General features: G+C 46.1%; 20 protein-coding genes and 1 other annotated feature. Of the genes, 5 read left to right on the top strand and 15 right to left on the bottom strand.

Features of this window, described 5'->3' with window-relative positions; genetic code table 11:
• Positions 1 to 34: 34 nt before the first annotated feature.
• The 3 genes from ACPW7N_RS12780 to ACPW7N_RS12770 are packed head-to-tail and all read right to left on the bottom strand — an operon-like array spanning position 35 to position 3,200.
• Positions 35 to 367, bottom strand: a complete 333-nt coding sequence (locus ACPW7N_RS12780; protein ID WP_425651478.1) for a 2Fe-2S iron-sulfur cluster-binding protein — start codon at positions 365 to 367, stop codon at positions 35 to 37.
• A 41-nt stretch (positions 368 to 408) separates the two neighbouring features.
• Positions 409 to 819: a DUF350 domain-containing protein gene (locus ACPW7N_RS12775; protein WP_425651477.1), complete on the bottom strand. Its 411-nt coding sequence runs from the start codon at positions 817 to 819 to the stop codon at positions 409 to 411.
• A gap of 26 nt (positions 820 to 845) precedes the next feature.
• Positions 846 to 3,200: an endonuclease MutS2 gene (locus tag ACPW7N_RS12770; RefSeq protein ID WP_425651476.1), complete on the bottom strand. Its 2,355-nt coding sequence runs from the start codon at positions 3,198 to 3,200 to the stop codon at positions 846 to 848.
• A gap of 107 nt (positions 3,201 to 3,307) precedes the next feature.
• Here ACPW7N_RS12770 and ACPW7N_RS12765 point away from each other — a divergent pair, with 107 nt between their 5' ends.
• Positions 3,308 to 3,667 (top strand): phage holin family protein, encoded by a 360-nt coding sequence (locus tag ACPW7N_RS12765; protein ID WP_425651475.1) that lies wholly within the window; start codon positions 3,308 to 3,310, stop codon positions 3,665 to 3,667.
• A gap of 229 nt (positions 3,668 to 3,896) precedes the next feature.
• On the opposite strand, the gene zapA is transcribed toward ACPW7N_RS12765, so the two are convergent.
• The 4 genes from zapA to pheS all read right to left on the bottom strand — a co-directional run bounded on the left by zapA (position 3,897) and on the right by pheS (position 8,546).
• On the bottom strand, positions 3,897 to 4,163 hold the full coding sequence (zapA, locus tag ACPW7N_RS12760) for a cell division protein ZapA (protein ID WP_425651474.1): 267 nt from the start codon (positions 4,161 to 4,163) through the stop codon (positions 3,897 to 3,899).
• A gap of 128 nt (positions 4,164 to 4,291) precedes the next feature.
• The gene (locus tag ACPW7N_RS12755) at positions 4,292 to 4,951 is read right to left on the bottom strand and encodes an HAD family hydrolase (protein WP_425651473.1); all 660 of its coding nucleotides are present in this window, start codon (positions 4,949 to 4,951) and stop codon (positions 4,292 to 4,294) included.
• A gap of 121 nt (positions 4,952 to 5,072) precedes the next feature.
• Positions 5,073 to 7,496, bottom strand: coding sequence for a phenylalanine--tRNA ligase subunit beta (gene pheT, locus ACPW7N_RS12750; protein WP_425651472.1), 2,424 nt, complete (start codon positions 7,494 to 7,496; stop codon positions 5,073 to 5,075).
• A gap of 15 nt (positions 7,497 to 7,511) precedes the next feature.
• Positions 7,512 to 8,546: a phenylalanine--tRNA ligase subunit alpha gene (gene pheS, locus ACPW7N_RS12745; RefSeq protein ID WP_425651471.1), complete on the bottom strand. Its 1,035-nt coding sequence runs from the start codon at positions 8,544 to 8,546 to the stop codon at positions 7,512 to 7,514.
• 113 nt (positions 8,547 to 8,659) lie between these two features.
• Positions 8,660 to 8,891 (bottom strand) — a binding site (T-box leader).
• A gap of 115 nt (positions 8,892 to 9,006) precedes the next feature.
• Between pheS and ACPW7N_RS12740 the strand changes: the two genes are divergently transcribed.
• A complete protein-coding gene (locus tag ACPW7N_RS12740) occupies positions 9,007 to 9,744 on the top strand; it encodes a DUF2225 domain-containing protein (RefSeq protein WP_425651470.1) in 738 nt (245 codons plus the stop codon).
• 115 nt (positions 9,745 to 9,859) lie between these two features.
• Here the strand turns inward: ACPW7N_RS12740 and ACPW7N_RS12735 are convergent, their stop codons facing one another.
• The 3 genes from ACPW7N_RS12735 to ACPW7N_RS12725 all read right to left on the bottom strand — a co-directional run bounded on the left by ACPW7N_RS12735 (position 9,860) and on the right by ACPW7N_RS12725 (position 11,624).
• Positions 9,860 to 10,024, bottom strand: coding sequence for a hypothetical protein (locus tag ACPW7N_RS12735; RefSeq protein WP_425651469.1), 165 nt, complete (start codon positions 10,022 to 10,024; stop codon positions 9,860 to 9,862).
• A 127-nt stretch (positions 10,025 to 10,151) separates the two neighbouring features.
• The gene (locus tag ACPW7N_RS12730) at positions 10,152 to 10,967 is read right to left on the bottom strand and encodes a TrmH family RNA methyltransferase (protein ID WP_425651468.1); all 816 of its coding nucleotides are present in this window, start codon (positions 10,965 to 10,967) and stop codon (positions 10,152 to 10,154) included.
• A 3-nt stretch (positions 10,968 to 10,970) separates the two neighbouring features.
• Positions 10,971 to 11,624, bottom strand: coding sequence for a potassium channel family protein (locus tag ACPW7N_RS12725; protein ID WP_425651467.1), 654 nt, complete (start codon positions 11,622 to 11,624; stop codon positions 10,971 to 10,973).
• A 139-nt stretch (positions 11,625 to 11,763) separates the two neighbouring features.
• On the opposite strand from ACPW7N_RS12725, the gene sspI reads away from it, so the two are divergent.
• On the top strand, positions 11,764 to 12,000 hold the full coding sequence (sspI, locus tag ACPW7N_RS12720; RefSeq protein WP_425651466.1) for a small acid-soluble spore protein SspI: 237 nt from the start codon (positions 11,764 to 11,766) through the stop codon (positions 11,998 to 12,000).
• Positions 12,001 to 12,058: 58 nt separating this feature from the next.
• Here sspI and ACPW7N_RS12715 read toward each other — a convergent pair whose 3' ends face one another.
• The 5 genes from ACPW7N_RS12715 to ACPW7N_RS12695 form a co-directional block, all read right to left on the bottom strand.
• Positions 12,059 to 13,141 (bottom strand): M42 family metallopeptidase, encoded by a 1,083-nt coding sequence (locus ACPW7N_RS12715; protein ID WP_425651465.1) that lies wholly within the window; start codon positions 13,139 to 13,141, stop codon positions 12,059 to 12,061.
• Between the two features lie 323 nt (positions 13,142 to 13,464).
• On the bottom strand, positions 13,465 to 14,916 hold the full coding sequence (locus tag ACPW7N_RS12710; RefSeq protein WP_425651464.1) for a hypothetical protein: 1,452 nt from the start codon (positions 14,914 to 14,916) through the stop codon (positions 13,465 to 13,467).
• A 21-nt stretch (positions 14,917 to 14,937) separates the two neighbouring features.
• Positions 14,938 to 15,291, bottom strand: coding sequence for a DUF1294 domain-containing protein (locus tag ACPW7N_RS12705; protein ID WP_425651463.1), 354 nt, complete (start codon positions 15,289 to 15,291; stop codon positions 14,938 to 14,940).
• 175 nt (positions 15,292 to 15,466) lie between these two features.
• Entirely contained in the window at positions 15,467 to 17,257 is a 1,791-nt protein-coding gene (locus ACPW7N_RS12700; RefSeq protein WP_425651462.1) for a B12-binding domain-containing radical SAM protein, read from the bottom strand.
• A gap of 10 nt (positions 17,258 to 17,267) precedes the next feature.
• Positions 17,268 to 17,774 (bottom strand): MogA/MoaB family molybdenum cofactor biosynthesis protein, encoded by a 507-nt coding sequence (locus tag ACPW7N_RS12695; protein ID WP_425651461.1) that lies wholly within the window; start codon positions 17,772 to 17,774, stop codon positions 17,268 to 17,270.
• A 140-nt stretch (positions 17,775 to 17,914) separates the two neighbouring features.
• On the opposite strand from ACPW7N_RS12695, the gene ACPW7N_RS12690 reads away from it, so the two are divergent.
• Complete coding sequence (locus tag ACPW7N_RS12690) at positions 17,915 to 19,345, top strand: aminotransferase-like domain-containing protein (protein WP_425651460.1); 1,431 nt, start codon at positions 17,915 to 17,917, stop codon at positions 19,343 to 19,345.
• Positions 19,346 to 19,398: 53 nt separating this feature from the next.
• Positions 19,399 to 20,013 (top strand): DedA family protein, encoded by a 615-nt coding sequence (locus ACPW7N_RS12685; protein WP_425651459.1) that lies wholly within the window; start codon positions 19,399 to 19,401, stop codon positions 20,011 to 20,013.
• Positions 20,014 to 20,019: the final 6 nt, after the last annotated feature.

The raw sequence follows: 20,019 nt of genomic DNA, 5'->3' as shown, positions 1-20,019 counted from the left end.
TACTCGCCATCCAGTAAAAAGGGTAGTGGTGAGTTTAAGGCAGAAACACGGTAAGGGGACCATGGACGTACACCTGACAAGTTAGACGGATTCCATTAGCCAACGTTTCATTTCCCAACCGATATCGTTCTGTTTCACTGGCTATATTGGCTGAGCCTGCAGGAATATCCATTTTCATTTGACAGGTCGTACATTTCCCCGTTGTGCACATAAATGTGACTGGATACCCCGCTTGAACCATCGCCATTAATAAATTGTCTCCCTTTCGCACAGGAAAAGAGGTGCAATCGGTTCCTTGAATCACAGTGACAGTGATCAAAACAGGATTTTTTCCTCCGAGATCCTGATTCCCATGGGTTTGCTCCACGCCTCTCCCTCACTTCTCTTTTCTGTACTGGGTTACGTTTTTTACAGCGTTAAACTGGCACCAATTACATATGAAAAACCGATGGAAATCATCATCGACGTAAACCCAACCGCCCGATTGTCGTTGGCAATTTCTTCATCGACATGAATCGTAGGAGTAAGGAATTCAAAGATAAAATAGCTTGCCAAAAGCAGTAAGAACCCGAATCCACCCCAAATGAGCGCCTGACCAATCCGATCATGATGCTCAATGGAGAAGCGAAAAATATTGGCGATCCCAAAAATCTTCCCACCCGTAGCCATGGCAACAGCCATATTTCCCTTTTTGACTTCAGCCCAGACACGGTACTTGGTTACCATCTCAAAAATCGTGAGAAACAGGATCATGGCAAGACCAGTTACAGCAAAATACGCCGTAGTCGCTATATAGGGATTACTCAATAAAACCCGCATCGATTACTCCTCCCACAAACTTACACTTACCGCAGTTCAACAATCGTTGCTCCTACGCCGCCTTCTCCTTGCCCGCCTAACCGGAATGACTTCACATTGCGGTGACCACGCAAGAATTCATGTACTCCTTTGCGCAGTACTCCTGTTCCATGACCGTGAATGATGGATACCGAGTGAAGTCCTGCCATCAATGCTTCGTCCAAATAGCGATCAATCTCGTTAATTCCGTCTTCTACGTTGTATCCTCTGAGGTCCAGTTCCATTTTCACTGTGTCCCGGCGTGCTTTAACTGCTGTATATTGAACGACTGGCTCTTTCTTGGAAGCTTTCACTACCGTCATGTCGTCACGTTTCACTTTCATTTTCATAATGCCAATTTGCACGAGGAATTCCTTGTCCGTCACTTTCTCCAACACGGTTCCTTTTTGACCAAAGGAGTTGACCATCACTTCGTCACCCACTTTGACCTGTGTCGCACGAACGGCTTTGGCTGGTTTTTTTACTTTTTCCTTGTCCAGTTCCATCACCGCGTTGCCTAAACGTTTTTTCGCTTCGATCAGGCGATGCTCTTTAATGTCCATTCCTTCCGTCATCATCTCACGCAATTCACGAATAACGGTGTCTGCCTCTTCCTTGGCAAGCTGCACAGCAATTCTCGCCTCGTCCTCTGCCCGTTCCATGAGACGATTTTTCTCCATGGCGAACTGATTGCGCTCTTCCTCCAATTGTTTACGCAGCTCTTCCGCTTCCTGGCGAAGTTTTTCTGCTTCCTTTCGCTCCATTTCGGCCGTTTTGGTGTTGCGCTCCAGCGAGGCAATCATGGTCTCTACCTGGTTTTCTTCCTCCGAAATGGTTTCTCTGGCCGCTCGAATAATTTCGGTAGGCAGTCCGAGTCTGGAAGCAATGGCAAATGCGTTGGAACGTCCTGGTACACCAATTAACAGCTTGTAGGTAGGGCGAAGTGTCTCCACATTAAATTCTACACTGGCATTGATGACATCCGGACGATCGTATGCGTATGCTTTTAGCTCGCTATAGTGTGTCGTTGCAACGAGGCGTGCTCCTTTTTGCAGGCAATAATCGAGGATCGACATCGCTAGTGCCGCACCTTCTGTCGGATCGGTTCCTGCACCCAACTCATCAAACAGGACAAGGCTTTTCTCATCGAGCTTGCTTAAAATGTCTACAATATTGACCATATGGCTGGAGAAGGTAGACAAGCTCTGTTCGATGGACTGTTCATCCCCGATATCAGCAAAAACATGGGAGAAGACAGTTAGTTCGCTTTCTTCTTCGGCCGGAACATGCAGTCCTGACATAGCCATCAGGGATAGCAGTCCAATCGTTTTGATCGTAACGGTTTTACCCCCTGTATTGGGCCCTGTAATGACGATTCCGGTGTAATGCGATCCCAGTTCTACATCAATAGGAACAACAACGTCCATCGGAATCAACGGATGTCTTGCCTTTTTCATTCGAATGTAGCCCCGGTCATTTAAATGTGGGCTAGTTGCTTTCATACTGTAGGCCAACTGACCTTTGGCAAAAAGAAAATCGAGTTCTGCCAACTGCTCCACATTCACGAGCAAAATGTCTACATTGACAGCTACCAGTTCAGTCAACTGATACAAGATGCGTTCAATTTCCCGCTCTTCCTTCAATCGTACTTCACGCAACTTGTTGTTCATCGAAACGATTACTTCTGGCTCGATAAATAAAGTTGCGCCTGAGGCGGACTGGTCGTGAACGATACCACCGAATACGTGACGATACTCTTGCTTAACCGGGATGACATAACGGTCCGAACGGATGGTCACGATGTTTTCCATCAGCATTTTCTGATAGCTGCTCGAACGGGTCATCGAATCCAGCTTTTCACGAATGCGTGACTCGAGGGAACGGATTTCTTGACGAATCTGGCGCAGTTCCACACTGGCGCTGTCCATCACTTCACCGTTTTCATCAATGCATTGCTTGATTTCCAGTTCGAGGTCACGCAGACCCTCAATTTGTTCACAGTGGTTTTTTAGCACAGTTAAGCCATGCTCGTCACAAATGTCGAGCAGAAATGTCTTGAGACGTCTCCCTGCAAAAATCGTTGATGCAATTTCCACCAGTTCCATCGGTGCAAGCATGGCACCAAGACGTGCCCGTTGAACGGCGGCACGAATATCACGGATCCCTCCAAGAGGGGCATTTCCTTTGAGGCGCAAGACAGTACTCGCTTCATCAGTTCCTTTTAACGCATATCGTACTTCATCTATTCTTGTAAAAGGTGTAAGCTCACTCGCTTTTTCTTTACCTGCTGTCGATGTGGCCTTTTCCGTTAAAAGGTCGATTATTTTACGGTATTCCAATGTTTTCAAAACCCGTTGCTCCACGAAAGAAGCCTCCTTCAGAAGTATATTTCCTTATTATAGCACGACGAATACTTCATTGCCGAATTAGGCACAATGTTATCAAGCTTACCTAAGGAAGGAGAATAAAGATGACAATCATTCGCCATATCGTCCGCTTTGTGGTTGCAGCAATTGTCTTGATGGTTGTGGGCTTCCTTGTTCCTGGCTTCACGGTAAGTAGTTTCTGGACAGCACTGTTCGCTGCTGTTGTGATTGCTGTTATCGGTTGGGTATTGGAAGCGATGCTAGGACAGCGAATTTCTCCATACAATCGAGGAATTATTGGATTTCTCGTCAGTGCCGTCGTCATTTATGTAACCCAGTTTTTTGTTACCGGGTTTCGAGTCACTATTCTCGGTGCGCTGCTCGCTTCCCTGGTCATCGGGGTTATCGACTTGTTCATCCCGATTCGCAACAAGCTGAACATGCCAAACGGAGAGGCAAGATAGTTATTGAGTACAGGAAAACCTGTATCTTCCTTTTGGTTAGATACAGGTTTTCACTTGTCTAGCTGTGAATCTCCCCATTGCAAACGGACACTTCTTCAGGAACGAGCAAGTGAGTAGTAAAGCTCGTCGTTACGCTCTGCTTCCCCTTGTTCAAATCCCAATTTTTGCAGCAAACGAATGGATCTGCCATTATAAAAAAAGGTGGAGCCGTTTGTGCCCCACCTTCCGTTTATTTGTCTTTGGCATCTTCTTGCAAGATTTTCAACAGTTCTTCGTATTCCTGCCGAAGTCGAAAGTACTCATCCGTAATATTGACTGCTGCCAGAACAGCGATCTTGGCTGTATCCAGTCGGGCATTCCCATGACTGATTTCATTCATTTTGTCGTCGACGTACCCTGCCACCATGCGCATATGGTTGACGCTAGCTTTCCCACTCAGTCGGTACTGTTGACCGTATATATCAACTATGAGTCGATTTTTCCCGTCTCCCTGCACAATGGCTTCCTCCTTGAAACATCAATGACAATAGTATTTCCCTATTAGGTTACTGAAAATGACATTATCCGTCAAGATTTTCCTTTTCATTCTCATTAAACTGTACACATTTTGGGTTTTCATTCCAGCTATGACTGGGTCAAATATGTTACTAATTGAGACAAACTGCAGTCCTCCATTGATTCCAATCGCCAGTCATATTTCTCAAATTGAAGTGTTCTTGTTAGCAGATTCGGGACAATTACACAGCGAAGTCCCGCTGCAACAGCAGCATTGCAGCCATTTGCTGAATCTTCGAATGCCAGCGCCTCTGCTGACCCAACCCCTAATGAGGAAATGGCTTGCAGGTATAGTTCAGGGTGTGGCTTTACCTGTTCTACGTCATCTTTTGTTTTGAGCACCTCGAAATAATCGATGATCCCCGTTTCTGTGAGATAATGTTCAACCCACTTACGAGAGGAACTGGACGCAAGGCCGATGCGAAGACCGAGCTTTTTGGCTTCTTTCAGGTATTCCAACACGCCTGGACGCAACGAGATCGCCGTCATTTTTTCTTCATACTTTTGGAGGGTAAGCCTCTCGATTCCGTTGCGATCCAAAGGCCTCCCCACTTTTCGTTCGAGTGCATCGAACAGAACTGAATTTTCTGTTCCGATACACATTGCAAATTCTTCTAGCGTCACATTCATGCCGAACTGTTCAGAAAACACATCTCTGAACGCTTCAAACCACGCATTTTCAGTGTCTACGATCAAACCGTCAAAATCAAACACAATCGCTTTTATCATGGCAGTAGTCCTCTTTACTATGATTCATTGTGAGAATCTGGATTTTCCTCATTTTACCACAAAATGAAGACAAACTCCTCATTTTGCTAGGAGGAGTTTGTCATTTTGTCTATGAAGTTTGTTAGCCGCGCAGTTCAGCACCTGTTTGTTCTGCCAATGCTTGCACGATGCGTGACGTAGATTGTTGTACTTCTTCGTCGAGCAGGGTGCGCTCTTGATGACGGTAAACAAGCGAGAATGCCATGCTCTTCTTGTCAGCAGCAATTCGGTCGCCTGCATAAACGTCAAACAAAGTGAGTGATTCCAAGAGATCGCCTGCCTGTTCACGAATAATAGAAGTCAGGCTGGATGCAGTAACTGAGCGATCGACCACGAATGCCAGGTCACGAGTAATAGCCGGGAACTTCGGCAGTGGTGTGTACAGGCCAAGGTCAGTGGCAGATTCCACCAGCTTGGAGACATCACATTGGAAAACGTATGTCTCATCCAGATCGTATGCCTTCTCGGTGGCTGGGTGCAACTGCCCGATGTAGCCGATGATTTCATCATTAACAAGCACATTGGCTGTACGGCCTGGATGCATTCCGGTACGCTCCGTGGTTGGCTGGAAGGAAACATTGACAATTCCTAGCTTGCTCAATACAGACTCGAGAATTCCTTTAAGCAGATAGAAATCAACTGGCTGCTTCACACCCATCCAGTTCTGGTGCACCCATGCACCGGTAACCAGTGCTGCCAGGTAGTATTTTTCTTCTGGCAGTTTGGTAATTTTCTCTTCTTCTGTCAAGAACACATTCCCTACCTCAAATAAAGCGAGATCGTGGTTCTGACGGTTCTTGTTATATGTCGCCACTTCCATGATACTCGGCAACAGGTTTGTACGAAGAACGCTGTGTTCTTCACTCATCGGCATGGCGAGAGCAATCTCTGACAAGGTCTTGTCATGCAAGCCAGCCACAACATTCGCCCGCGCTGGGGCTACCAATGAGTACGTAATCGCCTCAGAGAGTCCCAACCCGATCATGTGGTGACGAATGGTACGGCGGATGGTTTGCTCACGGGTTAACATTCCTTGTGTTGTCTCTCCACCCGGCAAGCTTGTCGGGATGTTGTCGTATCCATACAAGCGGGCTACTTCTTCCACCAAGTCCTCAGGCAGAGTAATATCTCCACGACGGGTTGGCACTTCAACCTGCCATTCGTTGTTTTCCAGTTTGTAAGTAAAGTTCAGTTTATCGAAGATCGGTGAAACTTCATTGGCGGCTAGCGCAGTTCCCAAATGCAGATTTAATTTTTCCAAGGTCAAACGTACCGTTCTTGGCTTTATTTCTTGCACTTTCGCACTTGCGATTCCCTTGGACACACGGGCACCTGTCAACTGTTGAATCAAAAGAGCTGCACGGTCTGCAGCCGGAATCACACGGGATTGATCTACGCCTTTCTCCCAACGAACGCAGCCTTCCGTACGCATTTGCAGCATGCGGGACGTGCGGCGGATGGACTTCGGCGTGAAGTAAGCTGATTCAAGAATGATTTCAGATGTCTGATCCGTAATCTCGGAGTTAGCTCCACCCATCACACCAGCGATTGCCAAACCTTTTTCACGGTCTGCAATCAAAAGTGTTTGGTCGTCAAGTGTACGCTCCTGATCATCCAGTGTAACCAGCTTTTCACCCTCTTGTGCCAGTCGAACAACAATCGAGCGATCATTCACTTTTGTTGCGTCGAAAGCGTGAAGTGGCTGGCCGTACTCCAGCATGACATAGTTGGTCACGTCCACTACGTTGTTAATTGGGCGTACACCCGCTGCCATCAAGCGATTTTTGAGCCACTGTGGCGAGGAACCGATTGCAACACCTGTGAAATGACGTCCTGCGTACTGATAGCTGTGGTCTGTTGCTTCAATTTCGATGCTGACTGGATTCACGTCACCATTCTCAACTACATCTGTAGAAGGAAGGATCACGTCACGACCGAGAATTGCCGCTACTTCATAAGCCACACCAATCATGCTGAGACAATCCGAACGGTTCGGAGTGAGACCCAGTTCAAGAATATAGTCATCCATCCCGAGGTAGGAGACTGCATCCATCCCTACTTCCGCATCTTCCGGCAACACCATAATGCCCTCTTGCTGGTCTTTGCCCAGAAGCTTGTCATTTAGCCCGAGTTCCTTCGCTGAACAAATCATCCCTTGGGATTCCACTCCACGCAGCTTGGAGCGCTTGATCTGGAAATCACCCGGGAGTTTCGCTCCGATCAACGCAACAGGAATTTTTTGCCCTTGTGCGACGTTTTGTGCTCCGCATACGATTTGCAGCTCTTCTTCTTGGCCTGCATCGACAATACAAACACTGAGGCGGTCGGCATCCGGGTGTTTGGAGCGTTCTTTGACATAACCGACAACTACCTTGGATACTCCTGTATTACGTGACTCAACCGCATCTACTTCTACACCGCTGCGGGTAAGCTTTTCAGCAAGTTCATGAGGGGTAATCCCCGACAGATCTACATATTCAGAAAGCCAATTGTAGGAAACCTTCATCGTTATTTATCCTCCCTATTCCCGATTGAACTGGCGCAAGAATCTGACGTCATTGGTATAGAAATGGCGAATGTCGTCTACTGCATATTTGAGCATGGCGATCCGCTCAACGCCCATACCGAATGCAAAACCGCTCACTTCCGTCGGGTCATATCCAGCCATCTCCAGTACACGAGGATGAACCATACCGGAACCGAGAATTTCAATCCATCCGGTTTGTTTGCATGTGCGGCAACCTTCCCCATGACACATCACACATTGAATGTCTACCTCTGCACTCGGTTCAGTGAACGGGAAAAAACTTGGGCGAAGACGAATTTGCTGGTTTTCTCCGAACATTTGGCGGGCAAATGTAAGTAAGGTACCTTTCAAGTCACTCATACCGATTCCTTTACCAATAACCAGTCCCTCGATTTGCGTGAACTGATGGGAGTGTGTCGCATCGTCATCATCACGGCGGTACACTTTACCCGGGCAGATGATCTTGACCGGTGTCGTCCCATTTTTAGCAAGCATTGTTCTTGCCTGAACCGGTGAGGTATGCGTACGCATCAGAATTTCGTCCGTCACGTAAAAAGAATCCTGCATGTCCCGAGCCGGGTGGTCCTTGGGAAGATTGAGCATTTCGAAGTTGAAGTAATCCATTTCCACTTCAGGTCCCTCTGCTACCTCGAAGCCCAATCCAATGAAAATGTCTTCAATTTCTTCAATAATTCGATTAAGTGGATGCATCGTTCCCACAGGTACATGGCGTCCAGGGAGCGTAACATCAATTTGCTGAGAAGCGAGTTTTTGGTTGATCGCTGCTTGCTCAAATTCAACCTGTTTGGTGGAAATCGCTTGTTCCAGCGCTTCTCGTACTTCGTTCACCACTTGCCCGATCACTGGACGTTCTTCAGCGGACAAGCTGCCCATCCCACGAAGAATTTCGGTCAGTTCACCTTTTTTGCCAAGGTATTTGACTCGCAGATCCTGAAGCTCTTGCGCTTCATTTACCTGTGCCAACTGCGAAAGCGCTGCTTCTTTCATTTCCTGTAGCCGTTTTTGCACAACCATCGCTCCTTCAAAATTGATTGCTTTCTTAAAAGATCCTGTTCAAAAAGGGAGGACAATGTTTCCCAGACTTTTTGAACGTCCTCTAAAAAATAAAAAACCCGCCCCACAGAAGGGACGAGTTATTCTCGCGGTACCACCCTAATTAGGCAAAACTGCTCTGCCTCACTTAGATCATCGATAACGGGATGAAACCGGTATACTCCTACTACCTTGAAAAAGGCTTCAGAAATCAGCTCCAGAGTGAATTCCAAGAGGTTCACGTAGAATTGCTTGCAGTCTGTGGCAATTCCTCCCTGAAAACGGTACGTCTCCTGTACTAGTCTCCTTCATCGCTTTACCAACATATTTCCTTAACAGCTTTCAGAAATTATACCGTAAAACTCTTTTTGTTGCAAATTCGTACCAAACATTTGGGCTTATTTCTGGTATATTAGTACTGGAGGCTGATTTCAAGATGATACAACAGGACTATTTTTACGACAAACATTATGAATGTCAGTTCTGCTCTACGCCATTTACCAGCAAAAAAGTGCGTCGAAATTCCCAGAGCGTATTGAAAAGAGACAGCGATTTTTGCACCTATTACAAACAGCAATCGGCAAATCCGGTTTTGTATACTGTCCAGGTATGTCCAAACTGTGGTTATGCCTTTACGGATCAGTTCTTGCCGGTATTCTCTCCACTCACGAAAAAACGGATACATGACAACATCTTCACGAAGTGGACAGAAAAAGAATTCGGCCTGACACGCTCCATCCCGGAAGCGATCGCTTGCTTCAAACTTGCCGGATTTACTGCTGAGTTGAAAAATGAAGCCCACAGTGTAAAAGCTGGTCTCTACCTTCGTCTGGCGTGGTTGTATCGCTTTCTGGAAAATGAGCAGGAAGAGCAACGATTTCTGCGCATGGCCGCCAAGGAATATGAGGAATCTTATATCCATTCCGATTATGTCAAAGGTGACAAAGAGATGTCCGAGGCTCGCATCCTTTACCTGATCGGTGAATTGTTTCGACGTATAGGTGAATTTGACAAAGCCATCCGTTATTTTGGCAAAACCATTGAGCTGAAAGATCGTACCGTTGAACAAGGAACGATACAGATGGCTAGAGATCAGTGGCAATTGGCACGAGAAGAGTATAAGCAGGTACGTGAGGCAGAAATGCTTGATTCACGGGAGGCTGCTGAGGCATAAAAACAGTTCAGACTTTAAATCATTGCAAAAAAATGGTTAACGAGCTTCAAGTTGCTATTCTAGAGGCTCGTTTTCTTTTGCATGTTACTTGCAAATTACTCTTCCTTCTCATTGCTTAGGGACTATCCATCCTAGTTTTTGATTCTGCTTCTCCTTCTGCGCTTCTCATACCCGCTTGCACATCGATTTGTGTATGAAGCCCCTTCTTTCGGCGTTGTCTGTCAACACAAAATCCGGCAATTACCAACAATGTGATGATGGAGCCAAAAATCCAGTACATGGAGTGCGCACCTCCCTTTTCTGTCATCCAGGAAATGAAAAAAGGAGCAACCATCCAAATCTGAAATAAGTTAAGTGACATCAAAACTTACCGATTCGAAGATTGCTCCATTATTTTTGATACGAAATTATGTATTTGCACGCTGACGCTTTGCCTCGTACAGCATAATCCCCGTAGCAACTGCCGCATTCAGTGATTCTGCCCCACCATACAGCGGAATGTGCACTGTCTCGGTCGCATTCGCCAGCATTTCCCTAGACACACCTCGTCCTTCGTTTCCAATGACGATGGCGATCTTCCCGTGATAAATAGGGGAATCATACGACTTACTTGATTCTCCCAAAGAAGTGACCAGCAGTTGTCCACCGGCAGAGAGGATTTCATTTCCCGCAGTAGCTCCGTCAATCGTAAAGACAGGAATACGGAATAACGACCCCATCGTGGAGCGTACCACTTTGCCGTTGTATAAATCTACGTTGCCGCCACACAGGATTACTCCGTCAACACCTGCGGCATCCGCCGTTCTGAGCATTGTTCCGAGATTGCCGGGGTCCTGGATTTCATCGAGGACAAGCAACAGAAAATCACGTTCTTTTGTCGTGCTCCACCATTTCTGCCATTGCAAAAATTGCTTGTGAACCTCCGCAATTACTCCCTGAGGCGACTTGGTATCGGAAAGCTTCTCAATTACTTGTGGAGTCGTGGCAATCAGTTTCGTATCAGCTTGCACGTTGCTGAGCAAATTGATGATTGTTTTGTCTGCCATCTGTTCCTGATCGAACAGCAGAGTAACAACATCCTGTGAGGTGCGTAATGCTTCCTCCACTAGGTGAATCCCTTCAATCAGGTATGTGCCCGAAGCGTCTCGTTCTTTTTTCTGATGAAGCTGATGCAGCCGTTTTACCAACGGATTTTGCAGTGAGGTAATGGTTTCCCAGTTCATCTTTTATTCCTGCTCCTCGAAATCCTTTAAGTCCCTATTATGTCCAATGACGACTAGCACATCTTTTTCCTTAATGACTTCATCTGGTCCTGGCGCTATATTGAAGTTTTCGCCACTTTTGATCGCGATAACGTTGACACCGAATTTAGCACGAACATCCAACTGACGGAGTGTATTGCTGACCATACTTCTGGAGACCACAACTTCTGCTACACTGTAGTCTTCGGCAAGCTCAATGAAATCGAGTACGTTGGCCGAGATCAGATTGTGTGCTACCCGGACACCCATGTCTCGCTCAGGGAATACCACCCGGTCTGCTCCCACTTTATACAGAACTTGTCCATGACGTTCATTCTGCGCTTTGGCCACGATTTTCTTGACGCCCATTTCTTTTAAGATGAGTACGGTCAAGATGCTCGCTTGAATATCGGCACCAATCGCAACGACAACCACATCAAAATTGCGTATGCCAATTTCTTTCAGCGCCATTTCATCTGTCGAATCAGCAACTACCGCATGTGTTACGTATTGAATAATTTCATTGATTCGATCTTCATTTTCGTCAATTCCCATAACCTCGAAATCCATTTCATACAGAGTCCGAGCAACACTGGAGCCGAATCGCCCCAAACCAATTATCGCAAACTGCTTCGCCATATTTTTCCACTCCTCTTTACTTCAACGGAAATTATAACATATCCAAATATCTCTCTTCAAAAAAAGTATTGGGCAAAAGCGATAAACCAATACTACAAATAGGTACCTTATTAACTGTCTTAAGGAGGGAGCTATTACCGTGAACATTAACCTGTTAAATCTTCGACAAGCAATCATGTACAAAATGCAGGGCTCTGATGCGACGGCTGTGAAAGATACCATTACGGATGCAATCAGTTCAGGACAGGAAAAAACACTCCCAGGTCTGGGTGTGCTGTTTGAAGTCTTATGGCAAAACAGTGATGAAAACACTCGCCAACAAATGGTAAGCACTATCTCTTCGCACATTCCAGAAAATGTAGGCTCTCCCGTATAAAACCCACCCAACACATAAAAGCGCCATTGCGGACTTCCACAATGGCGCTCTTTCATTTCTAGATATAGGTACGCAGCTCATCTACTTTCTTCTGATCGAGCCGCTCCACCAGAGCAACGATTAGCTTGACGAGGTTTTCGAAATCATCGTAATGCAAAATTGACGCATGGCTGTGAATGTAACGGGTTGGTACAGCAAGAGCAATAGACGGAACACCGCTTCCAACCGTGTGCATTGGTCCTGCATCCGTTCCACCACCTGGAACTGTGGAGAATTGATACGGAATTTTTTCTTCCTCTGCAACCGATACGACAAAGTCACGCAACCCTGGATGTGCGATCATCGTTGCATCATACAAGCATATTTCAGGACCTGCCCCCATTTTGGAAGGAGCCTGGTTGCGGTTAATACCCGGCGTATCTCCTGCAATCCCCACATCTACTGCAATTGCAATGTCAGGCTTGAGCATTTGAGCAACGGTACGTCCACCACGGGAGCCCACTTCCTCTTGCACGGTTCCCACTGCATAGACTGTATTCGGGTGTTGACGCTCTTTAATCCGCTTCGCAACTTCAATTGCCACTGCACATCCAAGGCGGTTATCCCATGCTTTGGCAACCATCAGCTTGGGATTATTCATCACAGAGAATGGACAAATCGGAACAATTGCATCGCCCGGACGGATGCCGAACTCTCCTGCTTCTGCTTTGCTTGATGCCCCTACATCGATAAACATATCCTTGATCTCAACGACTTTGCGTCGTGCTTCTACACTCATCAGGTGAGGAGGAACCGAACCGACAATCCCTTCGATCAACCCGTTCTTTGTCTGAATATGTACGCGCTGTGCAAGCATGACTTGCGACCACCAACCGCCAAGGGGCTGGAATTTGATAAAACCGTCATCCGTTATTTGGGTAACCATGAAACCTACTTCGTCCAAATGCCCTGCCAACAAAATTTTCGGGCCATTGGTGTCACCCATTTTTGTGCCAATGATGCTTCCCAGGCCGTCATAGCTTACATCATCGACATGTGGCTCTATGTATTTTTTCATTACGTTACGAGCTTCTTTTTCGAAGCCAGGTGCTCCTGGTGCTTCCGTCAACTCCCGGAACATCTCAAGCAAAGTATCCTGCATGCATTCATCCTCCAATCAAGATCGAGTTCAAAAAGGAGGACAAACAGAGCCTCGAAGTTCAAGGCGCGGAAGACCCGAGGTCGACTAAATGCCCAACGTCCTGTTGGAACGTCGACACTCCCACGTCCTGTGGAGCGCAGCTTCAACGTAGGTGAGACTACGTGAGCAGCGGAGGGGCAACGCAACGCAGAAATTCGAACGCTATGTTTCCCGGACTTTTTGAACTTCCTCTCATTCTGTAAAAAATCACTCTCTTAATCATACCTTGTTCTTTTCAAAAGAAAAGCATGATTTTCCAGCGGGTAGCAGTTAGTCCACAACTGCTAACGTATGGGCTCCTTGCGATATCCATCTATCCCATTGGCATCCATCCAGCTTTTTTTGCTCTCCATTAATGTGGTTAGATCAGGATCAAGCTTCCCGGTCTGTTTGAGCAAATACCATTGCGTCAACCATAAATCATTGTATGTGAGAAACGGATAATCTTGTCGGCCCATCTCACCGCTCGGAAAATAACCATAATAAAGGTTGCCTGATGGTTGAATCCAAAGCTCCGTCGTATTTTTTACCCCGTATAACAGTTTATTCGCCATTTCCTGATATCTGCCATCTGCCGTTAATGAATACATCTCCATGAAGTAGACAATTTCCTGTAATTGATGATTCAGACTCGTGTGTGTCTTCAGGTGCTCTTTTTCGAAATGGGCATAGTCATCGATCAGCCAGCCATCTTTTTCCCCTTGAACTACCGTATGGTGCTCTTCGCAATAGCGCAACAGAAACTCTGCATAGCGCAGATTGGCGACCACAAACTGAGGGTCCTGATATTTGGCTGCTGCTTTGGCAATCAAGTAACCCATGTCCGTATTGAAACGGGTATCGAAAAACCCTGCTTCAATCCCGTAATCCTCCTTTAACCAGTTGGATTGTGGCAGAGATGGCCAGAAGCCGTGCTCATTTTGCTGGGGAAGGACTGTCTTGACCATGACCCACCCTAAATCATCTGCTGCTCTCGATCCCCCTGTGATAACAAAGGAACGGGCCACATAGTTCTCTGGCAGACGCCAAAAATGATTGCGCCCTGTCGGATAATAAGTCGATGGCGTCCGTACATAAAAGCCGTCCCACGACCATTTCTGATCCACTGACAGGTCCAAAAGAAGCCAGATTTCTGGCATTCCAGGCCTTGCCCAATCTACTAGCGGCTCTGATGATTCCAGTGCCCATATTTCACCAATCGTATCCGGTACCTGAGAAAATTCGATGATTACCTTGTATCCGCTCTCAACTTGCTGGATGCGCAGGGGATACGAATTCGGCATTTCTGTCAGGGTATTGTACAGTCCTTTTTTATAGATATCAGGAAAACTGACCAACACATGCCTTTCATCCGTATCAATAAAGCCATACGAGCGTGGAAGTACCATTTCATTCGATAAAGCGATCGTCTTCCATACCTTCATGATCTTGCCGTCAGGACTTAATGTCCGTTCTACATAGCGAAAACTTCCATTTTTTCCTGGTACTTCAAAAGAAAAAGAAAACTTCTCTTTGCTTGCTTTCTGAAACGAGAATCGCTTGAACCAGTAAGTATCCCCATTGGCGTATTGCACGTTTTTATGCCAAAACAGACCATTTTTAAATGTATACTGATTTACTTGTTCGACTGGAAGATCCAATGCTGGATTTATCTGTTCCTCAGCAAAAGCGCCGGATTGAAGGGAAAACACCAAAAAAAGGAAAGTGATCAAAACAAACTTCAGCTTTTTTGTCATCTCCTACTCCCCTATACCCTATTATCGAAGGTGCAGCCAGATTCCGTAACACTGCATGATCAGACAGATCGGTATCAATATAAGAAAGCTGATATGACGTGTTTTGTGCCGAAAAAACAGCATACCAAGTCCAATACCGGCTGCTCCCCCCAGAACAGCTACAGAAAACAAGCTTGCTTCCGGGATTCGCATGTCCCCTTTTTTCGCCGCACGTTTATCACTCCCCATCAAAAGGAATGCATAGCTGTTAACCAATAGTAGCGCCACAAACAATGTTTGCTGTCCTTCAAACAGAACAGCATAAGCAATCAGCAGAAATGTAATGACAAGGGTAATGTTACGATTTCTTCTGTGTAAAAAAAGCCGATTTCCCAACTGCGATTCACCCTCAGTTTCACAAGTTTTGAACTTCCTACTTGGTATACGATATAAATGCTTGAAATGTTGCCGAATTTTTACATTTTTATTGAAATTTATTTTAACATAGCACATGTAAAAGAGCAGATTCCCCAAAATCGGATGGGATCTGCTCTTGTAGTTATGTCTAATTTTAATTCGGCGTTACGAGCTGAGTGAGTGATTCATTGCGAACCACCGTAAAGGTATTCTCCTGATTTTCCTGATAAGGGAAGTAGACAATTAAAGCAAAATTCCCTTCTACAACCTCGCCAGTTTTTAAATACTGCTCAATGTCAAACGATACATTGGTAACCATCGTATGCTTGAAGTAATCCTTTTCGTTCTGTGAATGATGGGCAAAGTCTTCCCTAAGTTGCTCGAGCTTCTCCTTTAGCTGATTAAAAACCGCAATCGCTTCCTGTTTCTCCAGCACTTCATCCCACCAGATTTTACGTGGCCGATGCTTCTGATTGCGTAAAAAGTCGAATTTCATCAAGCTGATGACATGCTCTAATTTCTCCGTTTGTCGATTTCCTAGGAAATTTTTCATACGTAAAAACAAGTCTTCGAGCTGATGTCCAAAGCGGTTCCAGCCTTTTTCTTCCCAGTAATCACCAAACTCCTGGAAGAAGTCGAATGGAGTCTCGAAATGTCGAGTGATGACCCACTCCATCGTCACATCCAGCCGATGAGCATTCCAGAATTTTTCCAGAATATCCTCTGTCCGCTTGATTCGTTGGATATCCCCAAAGGACAGCACATTGTTCCCCAGAATTTCATAAGGGGATTCATCCTGGAAAATATAACCATGATCAGCCGCCCGAGCTCGCACTCCTGTACCCCGCAGCATTTTCAAAAAGCCGAGTTGTAGTTCTTCTGGTCGAAGGGCAAACACTTCATTAAATGTATTGCGGAAGGAAGAGTAGTCTTCTTCCGGCAGCCCGGCGATCAAATCAAGATGCTGGTCAATTTTTCCAGATTCCTTGATTTTCAATACCGTATAACTCAGCTTTTCGAAGTTTTGCCTGCGATGGACAAGGCGGTTCGTCTCATCGTTTGTTGACTGCACGCCAATTTCAAAACGGAAAATACCCGGTGGAGCATTCTCTGCAAGAAAATCGACTACATCCGGTTTCAGAATGTCTGCGGTAATCTCAAATTGGAAAACCGTTCCATTGTGATTCTCAATTAAAAACTGAAAGACTTCCATGGCATACTTTTTATGGATATTGAAGGTACGGTCAACGAACTTTACTGTTTTGATGCCGTAATCAACCAATCGCTTCAAATCTTGCTTTACCCGCTCAATATCAAAATAACGCACACCACTTTCAATCGATGAAAGACAGTACTGACAACTGAACGGACAGCCACGAGACGCTTCGAAATAGACCACTCGATTCAACAGCTCGTCCAAATGATTTTCATACGGTGACGGGATCGTGTTCAAATCCTCAATTTGCATGCGTGGAAAAGTCAGACGGACACTCTCTTCCTCCCTGTAGGCAATTCCTGCGACCGTAGACAATGCAGCAGGCTCTCCGGTTTCCTTGGCCTTGGCATACACCTGGCACAGCTCCAGGAAGGTTTGCTCCCCTTCGCCCTTTACGATGACATCGACATACGGATGTTCTCGCAGCCAGTAATCAGTGTCATAGGATACCTCGGGACCACCCAGAATAATCGGGAGATCAGGCATGACCTTCTTCAAGTTGCGGACAACCTCCAACGTCTCCCGAATGTTCCAGATATAACAGGAGAAGGCCAACAGGTCAGGCTGTCGCTTGTAAATATCTCCCACCATATTCATAGTAATATCGTTGATCGTGTATTCTACCAGCTCAATATCAGGAAAGGTCGCTTCTGCATAGCTGCGTAAATAACGAAGTGCCAGCGACGAGTGAATAAACTTTGCATTTAACGTGGAGAGTACGATTTTCAAGGGCAAACACCTACTTTCTCAATTCCCTCACTACATGGCCCAACTCTGGCACAATCAGCTTCGTCATGGCTAGACGAACAGCACCTGTAGAGCCTGGTGTAGAGAATATGGCTTTCTCTTTATACGTTCCAGCGATCGCCCGACTCAAAATCGCTGCTGACCCGATGTCTTCCGTGTAGCTTAACATGCGGAAAATCTCTCCGAAGCCAGGCATCACCTTTTCCAGCAAACTGCTAACTGCTTCATATGTATTATCCCTCTTGGCGATGCCTGTCCCGCCATTTAACAAAATCACTTGTACGGTTGGATCGGCAGCCCCTTCCTCGATGGCATTCGCAATCTCAACCGGGTCATCTTTTACAATTTTGTACAACGGGATTGCATGACCCGCTTCTTGGAGCAAGCTTTTCATCAATTGTCCGCTCTTGTCTGTATCCTCATTGCGTGTATCCGATACGGTGATAACCATGCACCCGACCTGCTTAGGCGCTTCTGCTTTATGTTCACTTGTACTCATGTCCGATTCCTCCCACACCACGATAACTTCATTCTATTATAACGCTTCTAATCACCTGTTCAAAAAGGAGAACTGGACTTTTTGAACCTCTTCTATCAGTTATAATGAAAGAATCACATCCTCGTCAACGGGAGGTACCCATGTCACGCCCTTTCTTTGCATTTCGGATACAAAATCGTAAAGATATACCGTTGGCGGAGCAACTGGCGGAACAGTTACTGACTGCTCTAGCGCACGGTGCTTGTCTACAATCTGCCCAGCAACTGATCTCCCTTAGAGAGATGAAAAAAATATCTGGCTGTTCCCTGGAGACGGTCAAAAAAGCATACGATATGCTAGTGGATCAGGGCTGGCTGACTTCGGTTCATGGAAAAGGGTATTTCATCACTCAGAAGCTGAAAAACAACGTGTCCACTTCATGGGAAGACGCCCTTGTCTCCTTGCAAGACTCTACACCTGTGCCGACAACTGACTTTATCCGGCATCTGCGTCAGGCTTTTAGCGACAGTTTTGATTCACTTGGCTCATCACCTGATCAGGTTGGAGAGCGGCGATGCAAAATCAAGGAAACCTTTATCAAGCATGAGAAAGAACGAGGGGTAAGTATCTCTCCCAAACAGTTATTTCTTTTTAATCGGAGTCTCAGCGGCTTCCACTTCCTCTTGCAATTTTTCATTCGACCTGGTGAAACCGTTTTTGTTGAGGAATTCAGCTACCCGCCTTTTATTAAACTGCTGACTCAATATGGGCTGAAAGTTCGCTCAATCCCGCTGGATGAGGAAGGTCTTTCGCTTCCTTCGTTGCTGGAAGCACATCGTCAGGAACAGGCAAACTGGCTGTTGATCCAACCCCATCACCATTTTCCAACTGGAATCAGCTACTCTCGCAAACGAAAACAGGAACTGCTCCAATGGGCAGGAACCGAGGGTGTCTCCATCATTGAAAACGACCACCACGGAGATTTGTGGTTTAACCGTCCAAGGCGCACTTTGTATCAGCTAAATCAACAAGCAGGAGAACATGCTTCTATCTACTACATCCATTCATTCTCCAAAACGTTGGCCCGAGAGCTCCAGCTTGGACTTTTGGCAATGCCAACGAAAGGTCCGTTTACGTTCGAAGAAACACAGCAATTCTTTACACTTGCAGGCTCCGAACCATCTCTACTGGTACTGGAAGCAGTTGCCCATATGTTGGAGGACTCGTGGTTAAAAAAATCCTTTCTGCCCGAGCGAAGAGCGCAGTACGCTCACCATTGGCAAGTACTGCAACAAACGGCAAAACACGTACTCCCATCGACAGCAACGCTTCATCCGATCCGTGGCGGTTTAAATTGCTGGGTAAGTTGGGGTGAAGAAACCACAGAAGCTACCAGGCAGGAATTGCAGCTTCTGGAGATTTTGCGTGAAGAAGGGCTGGTTCTTTCACCCGGACATGCCTTTCGTCTGCAAACAGAAGCAGCCACACTGCGCCGTCCTGCCGTTCGTTTTCCATTATCGCCATGGGGACCTCGGGAAATACAACATTGGATCAGTCGATTGGGTGCGGCAATCCTTCGCTGTACAAAGTAGAAAAGTGGCTTAAAGTACCTACATGTCCCGTATACTACGATGAGGTGATTACCATGCTCACAAATATATGGGAAACGATACTTTTCATTACGGGAGAATTGGGCTACTGGGGAGTGTTGATGACGCTGATTATTGAAGGGATGGGGCTGCCCTTTCCGGGCGATGCTGTGCTGGCTTTCTATGGATTTCTAGCGAGTGATTATCGTTTTACTTTACTTGCGGTCATCCTGGTTGCCACAGTCGGGAGTTGGCTTGGTTCCATTGTCGCATTTTACTTGGGAAAACGATTCGGCTTGCCTCTCTTATATCGATATGGCAAATTCCTGCTCATTTCAGAACGCTCCATTGAAGTGACCAGTCGTTTTTCCGGCAAATACGGCGTATTGGTTCTTTTATTCGGCCGGATGCTTCCTGGTATACGTACCTTGTCTTCCTATATCGCAGGAATCGGCAATTTATCCTGGCCTGTCTTTTTGATCTACAGCTTTGCCGGTTTGTGGTTGTTTTGTACGTTTTGGATCAGTGTCGGTTTTTTTCTGGGAGAAAACTGGAATACATTTGTTCTGATAATTAAAGAATACTTGGTAAGAATACTAATTGGAGTTATACTACTTGGTGGTAGTCTCCTGTTATGGAGAAAAACCTCATTTATGACAAGAGGACGTTGATTGGAC

This window comes from Brevibacillus nigriterrae, assembly GCF_049846925.1.
In the GTDB taxonomy this organism is placed as follows: domain Bacteria; phylum Bacillota; class Bacilli; order Brevibacillales; family Brevibacillaceae; genus Brevibacillus_H.
This window is presented reverse-complemented; position numbering and strand designations above follow the sequence as displayed.

What these genes read in the sequence shown, in the direction of transcription:
- ACPW7N_RS12775 (WP_425651477.1), bottom strand. Translation starts at nt 819, where the DNA reads ATGCGGGTTTTATTGAGTAATCCCTATATAGCGACTACGGCGTATTTT.
- ACPW7N_RS12765 (WP_425651475.1), top strand. Translation starts at nt 3,308, where the DNA reads ATGACAATCATTCGCCATATCGTCCGCTTTGTGGTTGCAGCAATTGTC.
- ACPW7N_RS12755 (WP_425651473.1), bottom strand. Translation starts at nt 4,951, where the DNA reads ATGATAAAAGCGATTGTGTTTGATTTTGACGGTTTGATCGTAGACACT.
- pheT (WP_425651472.1), bottom strand. Translation starts at nt 7,496, where the DNA reads ATGAAGGTTTCCTACAATTGGCTTTCTGAATATGTAGATCTGTCGGGG.
- ACPW7N_RS12740 (WP_425651470.1), top strand. Translation starts at nt 9,007, where the DNA reads ATGATACAACAGGACTATTTTTACGACAAACATTATGAATGTCAGTTC.
- ACPW7N_RS12735 (WP_425651469.1), bottom strand. Translation starts at nt 10,024, where the DNA reads ATGTACTGGATTTTTGGCTCCATCATCACATTGTTGGTAATTGCCGGA.
- ACPW7N_RS12730 (WP_425651468.1), bottom strand. Translation starts at nt 10,967, where the DNA reads ATGAACTGGGAAACCATTACCTCACTGCAAAATCCGTTGGTAAAACGG.
- ACPW7N_RS12725 (WP_425651467.1), bottom strand. Translation starts at nt 11,624, where the DNA reads ATGGCGAAGCAGTTTGCGATAATTGGTTTGGGGCGATTCGGCTCCAGT.
- ACPW7N_RS12715 (WP_425651465.1), bottom strand. Translation starts at nt 13,141, where the DNA reads ATGCAGGATACTTTGCTTGAGATGTTCCGGGAGTTGACGGAAGCACCA.
- ACPW7N_RS12710 (WP_425651464.1), bottom strand. Translation starts at nt 14,916, where the DNA reads ATGACAAAAAAGCTGAAGTTTGTTTTGATCACTTTCCTTTTTTTGGTG.
- ACPW7N_RS12695 (WP_425651461.1), bottom strand. Translation starts at nt 17,774, where the DNA reads ATGAGTACAAGTGAACATAAAGCAGAAGCGCCTAAGCAGGTCGGGTGC.
- ACPW7N_RS12690 (WP_425651460.1), top strand. Translation starts at nt 17,915, where the DNA reads ATGTCACGCCCTTTCTTTGCATTTCGGATACAAAATCGTAAAGATATA.
- ACPW7N_RS12685 (WP_425651459.1), top strand. Translation starts at nt 19,399, where the DNA reads ATGCTCACAAATATATGGGAAACGATACTTTTCATTACGGGAGAATTG.